Origin of the sequence: Christensenella sp. (assembly GCF_034927525.1) — a bacterium.
Taxonomy (GTDB): Bacteria; Bacillota; Clostridia; order Christensenellales; family Christensenellaceae; genus Christensenella.
This window is the reverse complement of sequence record NZ_JAYFPU010000290.1, coordinates 1-10,726: the sequence shown is the minus strand read 5'-3', so window position 1 is coordinate 10,726 and position 10,726 is coordinate 1. Positions and strand designations below refer to the sequence as shown.

Below are 10,726 nucleotides of genomic sequence, written 5' to 3'. Positions count from 1 at the left end.
GCAAAGAAGAATTTGCGCCGGATGAAGATATCAAATCGGTACTCTTAAGCGGTGTAAAAGGCGCGGTTGTAAGCCAGGAGAGACGTACGGGACTCATGTGCGGCATTATTGAAGCACGCACGGGCGTGAGCGAAGAAGAAGCCTGGGAGCTGGCGAAAAAGATGGAGCAGGAGCTCATCGATAATGGTAAAGCAGTCAATGAGGAAGCAAAATTCTGGATCAACGGTCAGGGCTGGGGAAACTGGACTTCGGACGAAGGACTGCCGGCGATGGAAGACCTGATCGTCGCCAACAAGGATATGAACCTCGTACTGGGCGAAAATGACAACATGCTGCTGGGCGCTATGACGGCGATCCAGAACGCAGGACTGACGGACAAAATCAAGATCGCAGCAGCGGCTGACGGACAAAAAGAAGCGATCAAGCTGATCATGGATGGGACAAACTATGTTGCCACCGGTGAAAACAGTCCGTTTAAGATCGCAACGCTTACCGTTGAGATCGCAAACGACGTACTCGCAAATGGCAAGACGGCAGATGATTATGAAGCGGCTACATTGACAGAGCCGAACGCGATCATCAAGAGCAATGCGGCTGAATTCTACAAAGCAGATTCGCCTTTCTAAGCAAACACCTACAGGAAAAACGGTTTTGAGCTGTCCCGCTATGGCCGGGACAGCTCGAAATTCGATACAAAGGAGTTAATAAATGGATGATTACAGAGTTGAGCTGCTCAACATTGACAAGCGGTTCGGTGGTGTATATGCACTCGAAGATGTATCGCTTCGCGTAAAAAAAGGGACGATACATGCTCTGGTCGGTGAGAATGGCGCGGGGAAATCGACGCTTATGAAAGTGCTTTCCGGTGCGATCCAAAAGGATGGCGGAACCATTCGCCTTGATGGGAAAGAAGTATCCATCAATAACCCGAGGGAAGGCAGTAATATGGGGATCGCCACCATTTATCAGGAGTTTATGCTTGCACCCCATTTGACCGTTGCGGAAAATATCTTTATTGACAGGCTTGCGCAGGGCGGCGCGTTTATCAACTGGAAAAAATTAAAAAAAGAGGCAGCCGCGATACTCAGCAAGCTGGGATTTGGAAACATCAACCCCAACCAGAGGGTGTCTACCCTTTCGGTTGCTTATCAGCAGGTAGTAGAAATATGTAAAAACCTTTCGCGTGAAGCAAAGGTGCTCGTGCTTGATGAACCGACAGCCGTACTTACATTCAGCGAGATCGAAAAATTGTTTGGCCTGATCCGCATGCTGCGGGATCAGGGCGTCAGTATCATTTATATTTCACACCGTCTGGACGAAATATTTGAACTGTGTGACACTATCACAGTGCTAAAGGACGGTAAGTTTGTAAGGCAGGTAGATACAAAAGATATCGATAAACAGGGACTGATCAATTCTATGGTCGGACGTGACTTATCTACGCTGTTCCCTACGCGGGACGTGGAAATAGGCGATGTGGTCATGAAGGTCGAGAATTTAAAAGTAGAAAAGACAGTGAAGGATATGTCCTTTGAAGTGCGCAGGGGCGAGGTGTTGGGTTTCTCCGGCCTTGTCGGTTCCGGACGGACGGAAGCGATGCACGCGATCTTTGGGGCGGATAAGCGGCAGGACGGAACGGTCGAATTCTTTGGAAAGAATGTTTTCTTTAAAAGCCCGCAGCAGGCAGTGAAAAACAAGCTGGGGCTGCTGCCTGAGGACAGGAAACAGCAGGGCGTGCTCCTGAGCCAGTCTATACGCATCAACACGACGCTTTCGTCATTGCGTAAGGTGGAAAAAGCGCCGGGATGGATCGACAAGAAAAAAGATATTTCTGTTACGGAGCAGATACTCAAACAGCTTTCTACAAAATATGGCTCTATGGAGGACGATGTTTCGAGCCTTTCCGGCGGAAACCAACAGAAGGTCGCGCTTGCAAAATGGCTGGCGGCAGACTGCGAGTGCATCATTTTGGACGAGCCGACGCGTGGCGTGGACGTAGGCGCAAAGGTCGAGATATACAAAAACATCAACGATCTAGCGGCGCAGGGCACGGCGATCATCATGATATCGTCGGAAATGGAAGAAATCATCGGGATGTGCGACAGGGCGATCATCATGCGGCAGGGTCGCGTGGTGGGAGAACTGCAAAAGGATGAACTGTCTGAAAACAACCTAATCAATCTTGCTATGGGGGTCTGAAAAATGGAAACAAATGAAATCCAGAAAAAACAAAAAAAGGGTTTTTCATCATTTTTGATCAAGAATAATACGTATGTAATGCTTATCGGCCTCTTTATTGTCTGCATTATTATTTCGCCGGACTTCTTCAACGAGGCAAACTTAGTCAATATCGGCAGGCAGTCTGCGGGCGACATCATTATCGCGCTTGGTATGCTGTTTGTTATCCTGACGGGCGGCATCGACCTTTCGGTAGGGTCGGTCGCAGCGCTTGGCAGCGTTATGGTCGCGTTCGCGCTGACCACGCATGAAATGGGCATGGGCATGGCGATTCTGCTGCCTATCCTGTGCGGTCTTGCGCTTGGCCTTGCGACGGGCGTGCTCATCGCTTATGCGAAAATGGCGCCGTTCATCGCTTCCCTTGCCATGATGACGATCGCAAAGGGTCTTGCTTTTATGATCTCAAACGGGCAACCTGTTATTACGCCGGAAAACACGATCGGCGTTTTGGGAACGCACATGGTAGGGCCTGTTCCTACGCTGGTCATACTGGCGGTGGCAGTCATCGTGCTGTTCTGGGTCGTTGAGAAGTATACGGCGTTCGGGCGCATCGTTATTGCCATCGGCAGCAACGAAACGGCTGTGCGCCTGGCGGGTATCCCTGTACGCAAATACAAGATGTCGGTCTATGCCATTTCCGGGATTTGCGCGGCAGTCGCGGGCATCATTGCGGCATCGCGTACCGCCATCGGCACGCCCATCATCGGGACGGGCTGGGAGCTTAACGCGATCGCGGCCTGCGTTATCGGCGGCGCGAGTCTGTCCGGCGGAGAGGGGTCCAGCGTGAAGGCGGTCGTCGGCGTGCTGGTGCTTGCCCTGATCGGCAACATCATGAACCTTCTTGCGGTTCCTTCTTACCCGCAGGACGTGATCAAGGGCCTGATCATTATCGGCTCTGTATTGCTGCAAACATTTACCTCTGAAAAGAAGAGCAAAGGATTCTAATCAACCGTTGATAGGAAGCGGCGGGCGCGGAAACAACGTCCTGCGCCCCCCGTAAATCAAAGGAGAGCAATATGAAAGATACGCTTTTGATGTCCGTTGACCTCGGGACAAGCTTTATCAAAGCCGCGGTATATGATACAAAAAGCAATTGCATCGCCATTGCGCTCGAGCCCGTAAAGGATGAACGCCCCGCGCCGGGGATGTTTATACAGAAGGGCGACGACTTGTACGCATCCGCTGTGGCCTGCATGAAAAAAGTATGCGGCGAAGTGGGAAGCCGCGCGCAGGAAATAGAGGCGGTGGCCTTTACCGGACAGATGTCCGGATTTATGGGCGTGGACCGTGACTGGAACGATATCACGACGTGGTCGTGCTCCCTTGACAACCGCTATATGCCGTACGCTGAGCGGCAGATGAAAGATTTGAAAAAAGACTTTCTGGAGATCAGCGGGACAAACGCGCCGCAAATGGCGCCTAAATTTGAATGGTTCAAAACAGAGTTTCCACGAGAAAATAAGAAAATCGCAAAATATTTGATGATCAGCGGGTATATCATCGGCAAGCTGGGCGACATGGACATTGAAGACGCGATACTTGACACGACGTATACGGAGTGGACGGGGCTTGCGGATATCAGGAAGGGCGAATGGTCGCAGCGGATATGCGACGCCATCGGGCTTGACCGCAAATATCTGCCTAAGATCGTGCAGTCTAACTATATATGCGGGCATTTAAGCGCCAGGGCGGCGGCAATGATCGGCCTTACAAGCGGCATTCCGCTTGTTTCGGGCGCGGGGGACAAAGCGGCCGGCTGCATCGGCGCGGCGGTCGTCGAACCGGCGGATATGATATTTGAGGCTTCCTCGTACGGGGAGATCAGCTTTTTGGCGGAGGATTACCGGCCGGATATGAAAACAGGCCGCATCGACTGCATCCCGTCGCCCATCCCCGGATATTTTCTTGCGACAAAATTTGTGGCGGGCTCGGGCATTACCATCGACTGGTACGTCAATACGTTTTTAAGGAGAGAAGGAGAAAAGCTCTCGTCCGTATTTGCGCGTGTCGAAAAAGAGATGAACGATATCCCGGTCGGGTGCGACGGACTGATGGCGATCGGTCTGCTGGGCGGGAGTTCTATGCCGCTTGACGGTACACTGCGCGGTATGTGGATGGGGCATGACTGGAGCCACAAAAGCGCGCATTTTTACAGGGCGCTTCTGGAAAGTTTTTCTTATGACTTTGAGCTGACCATCAATAAGATCGAGGAGCTTTATCCTGAATATTCCCCGCAATCTGTCAAGATCGTCGGAGGCGGGGCGAAATCGCCGTTCTGGACACAGATGAACGCGGACGTAACGGGAAAAACATATCAGGTGCTCGATAGGGAAGACGTTGCGATGTGGGGCGTCGCCATGCTGGCGGGCAACGCCATCGGCGTGTTTGACGACATCAAGGAAACCGCCAAAAAGCATGTGGGCATTGCGAAGGAATATGTTCCGGATCCGGCTATGCGGGAAAAGTACAGGCCGTTTAAGGAGCTGTATGAGGAATATGTTGTTAGCCTGCATGACTTTTATAAGAAGATACAGGAAACGGGCGAGCAGGCGGCAGGCAGGTAAGCAGCCGAAAGGAACTGACAAATGGAAAAAAACTACTTCATTGGGCTGGATTTCGGAACGCAGGGCGTGCGCTGTGGTCTGACGGACGAGGATGGCGTGATCGTCGCCATTTCGGAGCAAAAATACAATACCTATCATCCGGCGCCCGGGTTTGCGGAGCAATCTCCTGCGGACTGGAAGGCCCGCATGGACGAAGCGATAAAGACCTGTTATCAAAATGCGCCCGCAGGAACCTTTGACAACGTCAGGGGAATGGCGGTGTGTACGACGGCTTCTACGGTGATCCCTGTCAGAGAGGACGGACAAGACCTTGGTGACGCGATATTGTGGATGGATGTGCGTGCGGCGCAGCAGGCGGAGCGCATCAATCAAACACAGCATGAGATATTAAAGTATTGCGGTGGGGAAGCGTCGGTAGAATGGATGGTTCCTAAAATGATGTGGCTCAGGGAAAATCGTCCTGACCTGTTTGAACAGGCGGATCGTATTGTGGAGCTGCAGGATTACATCAACCATGTTCTGACGGGAAACTGGTGCGCTTCTGTGAGCCAGTCGACAGGCAAATGCAATTATGTGGAAAGTATGGGCGGATATAACCGCGATTTTTTCCACGAGATCGGCTTTGACGCATTTTTTGAAAAAGCAAACCTTGACGTGATCAAGCAGGCGCAGCCTGTGGGAACGTTGAGAAAGGAGCTGGCGCAAAAATATCATTTGCCGGATGATGTGACCGTCTATCAGGGCGGGATCGACGCGCATGTCAACGTGGTGGGGCTGGGCGTTTGCAGGCCGGGCGAGACGGGTGTTGTGATGGGCAGCAGCTTTGTCCATTTGGCGGTCGTTGCGCGCATGATGTTTGAGGACGGGATATGGGGGCCATATCAGGATGTGATCATTCCCGGACAGTATTGCCTCGAGGGGGGGCAGATCTCCGCGGGGTCTATTACCAAATGGTTTATCCGTGAATTTGATGTGCAGGGGGATAATCCGTATATGGTGATGGCGGAGGAAGCCGACAAAATAGCGATCGGCTGCGACGGGGTCGTTATGCTGGATTATTTTCAGGGCAACCGTACTCCGTACAAAGACCCGCTGGCAAGGGGCGTTTTTTATGGCTTGACGCTTGGGCATACGCGCGCGCACCTTTACCGGGCGATTCTCGAGGGCGTGGCCTTTGGTACGCGCAACATATTGGAAACCATGGAAAACGAAGAGAATTCGATCCATGAGATACGCGGCTGCGGCGGCGTGGCTTTTAACCCGATCTGGATGCAGATCATTGCCGATGCGACGGGCAAGCCGATCGTGTTGACCGAGGAATCGGGCAACGCGGGCGTGCTTGGGGCCTGCATCATCGCGGCGGTGGGCGCGGGGCGCTACCAGGGGTTTGAGCAGGCATGTAAAAAGATGGTGCACGTCACAAAAGTGATCGAACCAAACATGGGAAACTACAGTAAATATACCGAGGTGTATGGCAGGTATCTGGAATTATACCAGAGCCTCGAGCATATGATGAAAAAATGACAGGAGAAAAAGCAGATGAGAAAACCGATCATCGCAGGAAACTGGAAAATGAATATGACGCCGTCGGAGACGGTGAAGCTGATCCGTGAGCTAAAACCGCTGGTGGAAGGCACAAACACGGAGGTCGTCGTTTGTCCGATGGCGGTCAGCCTGTTCGCGGCAAAAGAGGCGCTTGCCGGATCGAATATCCGTTTGGGTGCGCAAAATGTGTATTTTGAGGATGCGGGCGCATATACGGGCGAATGGAATTGCGACAGCCTGCTTGAGCTGGGCGTGGAATATGTGATCATTGGGCATTCGGAGCGCAGGCAATATTTTAATGAGAGTGACGAAACGGTCAATAAAAAGGTGCATAAGGCGCTGCAAAAGGGATTGAAGCCCATCGTATGTGTGGGCGAGCAGCTGGAGCAGAAGCAAAAGGGCGTGACGGCGGAGGTGGTGCGCATGCAGACCAAGCTGGCGCTTGAGGGTGTACGCGCAAGCGACATAGAAAGCATTGTGATCGCTTACGAGCCTGTGTGGGCGATCGGCACGGGCATGACGGCGACGAGCGCGGAGGCTAATATGACGATACGCGAGATCAGGCAGGCGGTACGCGAACGTTATGCGGATGCGGCGGACGTGGTACGCATTCAGTACGGCGGGAGCATGAACGCCAAAAACGCGGCTGAGCTAATGGCAATGAGCGACATCGACGGAGGACTGATCGGCGGCGCGAGCCTGAAAGCGGAGGATTTTTCTAAGGTAGTCAACTACTGAGCAAGCGACTGCGTAAGTGGTTGTGGTTCATCCTAATAGTGGAAAAGGCAACGTACCTGCTGATACGTTGCCTTTTCTATTGCTGACAAAACAGATGAAAACGGTTAAAATAGGAGGGACTACGTAAAAAGGACGTGAAGAAATGTACGAAGTGGTAAATGTAGGCGCACAGCCGGGCGGCGAGGCTTTCTTATTGGTAACGCCGGAGCGCACAGCGCTTGTGGACGCGGGATTTGCGCACAGCGCGGGCCGCATGATTGAAAATATCAAAAAAGCATTGGGGGACAGGCCGCTCGATTATGTGCTGCTGACCCATTCGCATTATGATCATGCCTCCGGGAGCATCTATTGTAAGCGCGAATGGAGGGATGTGCAGGTCGTGGGCAGCGTACACGCGGCAGCGGTATTTCAAAAGGATTCCGCACGCAGACTGATCCGCGAGATGAATGAGAACGCGGCAATGCTGGCAGGCGTTGCAGAATACGAAGACATCACCGACGGGCTTACGGTCGACACGGTCGTTGGCGAAGGCGACGTGATCGACCTCGGGTCGCTTAAGCTGCGCGTGATCGAAACGCCGGGGCATACGCGGTGCTGTATCTCGTTTTTCAGTGAAGAAGAAAAGCTGCTGATCGCGTGCGAGACGCTGGGCGTGCCTGCGGGGGACGGCGTTGTGATGCCGTGCTATATGACAGGGTATCAGGCGACGATGGATTCTGTGATGAAGATGGCGGCGGTTAAGCCACGGGCGATCCTTGTCCCGCATTATGGGCTGTGGCAAGGTGAAAAATGCTATGAATTTATAGGCGACGCTATTTTTTGGAACGCCGAGACCATGCGCTTGATGTGGAGCGAATATGCGGCGGGAAAAACAGAAGAAGAACTAAAGGGGCTGTTCCGTGAACGTTTTTATACGGAGCAAATGGCCAGGCTGCAGCCGGAAAAGGCGTTTTTATTGAACGCAGACTATACGATTCCGCTGCTTCTTAAGGAGATCGAACGTAAAATGAAAAAATGAATGTTTCAGGCAATAAAAAAACCGCGGGAATCATTCCCGCGGTTTTTTGAAACTGTTTTATTTGCCGAGTACTTCTTTTGCTTTTGCAACGACCGCCTCTGTGGTGAAGCCGAATTTCTCGAACAGCACCGGTGCGGGCGCGGATGCGCCGAAGTGGTCGATCGTGACGTAACCGCCGTCGAGGCCGACGTATTTCGCCCAGCCGTATGAAGTAGCGGCTTCTACCGCGACCCTTGCGCGTACGCTATTCGGAAGCACGCTCTCTTTATAAGAGGCATCCTGTTCTTCGAACAGCTCCATACACGGCATGGATACGACGCGCGCGGCGATGCTCTGCTTTGCAAGCTCCTCTGCTGCGCTCATGCACAGAGAAACCTCGCTGCCCGTACCGATGAGGATCACGTCAGGCGTTTTGCCGCCGTCTTTTAAGATGTAAGCACCCCTGAGGGCATCCTTGCCTGTTTCTTTGAACTGGGGCAGAGGCTGACGCGAAAGCGCGATCGCGCTCGGCGCTTTTGCCGTCATAGCGGATTTGTAGGCAGCGGCTGTCTCGTGTCCGTCCGCCGGACGCCACATGTGAACGCCGGGTGTTGCGCGCAGTGCAGTCAGATGCTCGATCGGCTCGTGCGTCGCGCCGTCTTCGCCTACGCCGATGGAATCGTGCGTCAGGACATAAGTGACGGGAAGCTCCATGAGTGCAGCCATACGGATCGCGCCCTTCATGTAGTCGCTGAACACGAGGAAGGTCGCGCAATACGGAACAAGACCGCCGTGCAGCATCATACCGTTGCAGATCGCGGTCATTGCGAACTCACGGATACCGAAATGGATGTTTGTCCCGAGGCGATCCTGCGCGGAGAAGAACCCGCGATCCTTCATCAGCGAATTGTTTGCAGGCGCGAGGTCTGCGCTGCCGCCGATCAGGTTGGGGATGCGCTTCGCCAGCTTATTGATAATGTCGCCGGAGGACTGGCGTGTTGCGACTGCCTTATCTTCCACTGCCCAGTAGTCCTCGTCAAAAACGGACTCGGAAACGGGCGTCATATACTGATTGTATTTTTCAGCCAGCTCGGGATATGCTTTGCGATATTTGTCAAACATAGCTTTCCACTGGTCTTCTTCTGCTTCGAACGCTTTGCAAAGCTCCGCAATGTGGCTTTTGACTTCTTCGGGAACGAAGAACGGATCGGTGTGTTCCCAGCCAAAATTCTTTTTCATCGCGTCGATATTTTCCTGCCCAAGCGGGGAACCGTGGCTTGATTCGCTGCCCTGCTTCGGGGAACCGTAAGCGATCGCCGTTTTTACGATGATCAGTGACGGTTTTTCTTTTTCTGCTTTTGCCTGCTCGATCGCTGCGGAAATTCCATTCAAGTCTTCGTTTCCGTCTTCGACCTCGAGAACCTGCCAGCCGTATGCCTGATAGCGCTTTTTCACATCTTCGTCAAAAGCGGTATCGATGCTGCCTTCGATCGTGATGTCGTTCTTATCGTAAAGTACGATCAGCTTGCCCAATTTGAGCGTGCCGGCAAGCGAGCTTGCTTCGCCGGATACGCCTTCCTGCAGGCAACCGTCGCCCGAAAGCGCGTAGGTGTAATGGTCTACCACGTCAAAATCCGGTTTGTTGAATTCTGCGCCGAGGTGCGCTTCAGCCATTGCAAAACCAACAGCCATCGCAATCCCCTGACCGAGCGGGCCGGAGGTTGCTTCTACGCCGTCCGTCAGGCCGTGCTCCGGATGACCGGGCGTGAGCGAATCGAACTGGCGGAAGTTTTTGATGTCTTCCATGCTGACTTTGTAGCCAAACATATGCAGCAGAGAATAAAGCAGCATAGACGCATGACCGGCGCTCAGGATGAAGCGGTCGCGGTTATCCCATTTGGAATCTTTGGGATTGTGCTTTAGGTGTTTTGACCACAGCGTGTACGCAAGCGGTGCGCTGCCGATGGGCAGGCCGGGGTGGCCGCTGTTTGCTTTTTGAATCGCCTCCGCGGAAAGAACGCGGATGGTATTCACGGCAAGGTTATCAATTTTACTCATAGAATCGTATCCTCCTGATATTTTTAAAAACTTATACAGTTTACAGTATAGTACATTCTTTGCATTCTTGCAACGGATTTATAGGAAAAAGAAATGCAAAAAAACATGATAACACCCATAAGGTTAACGTTAACTATATTTAGAATGAAAAAGGGGCCGAAGCCCCCTTGGTTGCTGTGCGCTGCCCTAGCGTCCGCTTTGGGCGCTAGGCCTTTTTTACGCCTAATGTTACTTTTTCCCCGTTGATATTCCATTCCTTTTCGTAGCCGTCGACGCTGCCGTAGTGTACGCCCAGCGCGAGGACTTCACTTAGGATCTGGTCTTCGTTGTTTTGCACGACGTCTGCGATCTTATCGTTATCCTTTAGGGAAAGCTCAATCTTGTCCGTGACCTGCAGCCCTGCTTCTTTGCGCATGGTCTGTATCTTGGAAATGAGCTCGCGCACGTTGCCTTCCTCGATGAGCGCGGGCGTCAGTGCCGTATCGATGATGACGGCATAGTCGCCGCTTGTTTCGGCGACGAAGCCTTCGCGCTGCGCAGGTTCGACGAGGATATCTTCCTCTGTTAGGGAAACGGGCATTTCGTC

9 protein-coding genes are annotated in these 10,726 nt (G+C 52.7%); 7 read left to right on the top strand and 2 right to left on the bottom strand.

Annotated elements, in window-relative coordinates; translation table 11 throughout:
- The 7 genes from VB081_RS11775 to VB081_RS11745 all read left to right on the top strand — a co-directional run.
- Positions 1–626, top strand: a 626-nt coding sequence (locus VB081_RS11775) for a substrate-binding domain-containing protein (RefSeq protein WP_323400999.1), incomplete at its 5' end; no start/stop codon positions are given.
- An 82-nt stretch (positions 627–708) separates the two neighbouring features.
- Positions 709–2,199 (top strand): sugar ABC transporter ATP-binding protein, encoded by a 1,491-nt coding sequence (locus tag VB081_RS11770; RefSeq protein WP_323400998.1) that lies wholly within the window; start codon positions 709–711, stop codon positions 2,197–2,199.
- A gap of 3 nt (positions 2,200–2,202) precedes the next feature.
- Positions 2,203–3,183, top strand: coding sequence for an ABC transporter permease (locus tag VB081_RS11765; protein ID WP_323400997.1), 981 nt, complete (start codon positions 2,203–2,205; stop codon positions 3,181–3,183).
- Positions 3,184–3,254: 71 nt separating this feature from the next.
- Positions 3,255–4,802, top strand: coding sequence for a xylulokinase (locus VB081_RS11760; RefSeq protein WP_323400996.1), 1,548 nt, complete (start codon positions 3,255–3,257; stop codon positions 4,800–4,802).
- A gap of 21 nt (positions 4,803–4,823) precedes the next feature.
- Complete coding sequence (locus VB081_RS11755; RefSeq protein WP_323400995.1) at positions 4,824–6,326, top strand: FGGY-family carbohydrate kinase; 1,503 nt, start codon at positions 4,824–4,826, stop codon at positions 6,324–6,326.
- A gap of 15 nt (positions 6,327–6,341) precedes the next feature.
- Positions 6,342–7,085 (top strand): triose-phosphate isomerase, encoded by a 744-nt coding sequence (gene tpiA / locus VB081_RS11750; protein ID WP_323400994.1) that lies wholly within the window; start codon positions 6,342–6,344, stop codon positions 7,083–7,085.
- A gap of 142 nt (positions 7,086–7,227) precedes the next feature.
- Positions 7,228–8,103: an MBL fold metallo-hydrolase gene (locus VB081_RS11745; protein WP_323400993.1), complete on the top strand. Its 876-nt coding sequence runs from the start codon at positions 7,228–7,230 to the stop codon at positions 8,101–8,103.
- Between the two features lie 57 nt (positions 8,104–8,160).
- Here the strand turns inward: VB081_RS11745 and tkt are convergent, their stop codons facing one another.
- Together tkt and VB081_RS11735 are read right to left on the bottom strand one after the other, a co-directional pair.
- Positions 8,161–10,140: a transketolase gene (gene tkt / locus VB081_RS11740; RefSeq protein WP_323400992.1), complete on the bottom strand. Its 1,980-nt coding sequence runs from the start codon at positions 10,138–10,140 to the stop codon at positions 8,161–8,163.
- A 205-nt stretch (positions 10,141–10,345) separates the two neighbouring features.
- On the bottom strand, positions 10,346–10,726 hold a 381-nt coding region (locus VB081_RS11735; protein ID WP_323400991.1), incomplete at its 5' end, for a DUF5915 domain-containing protein.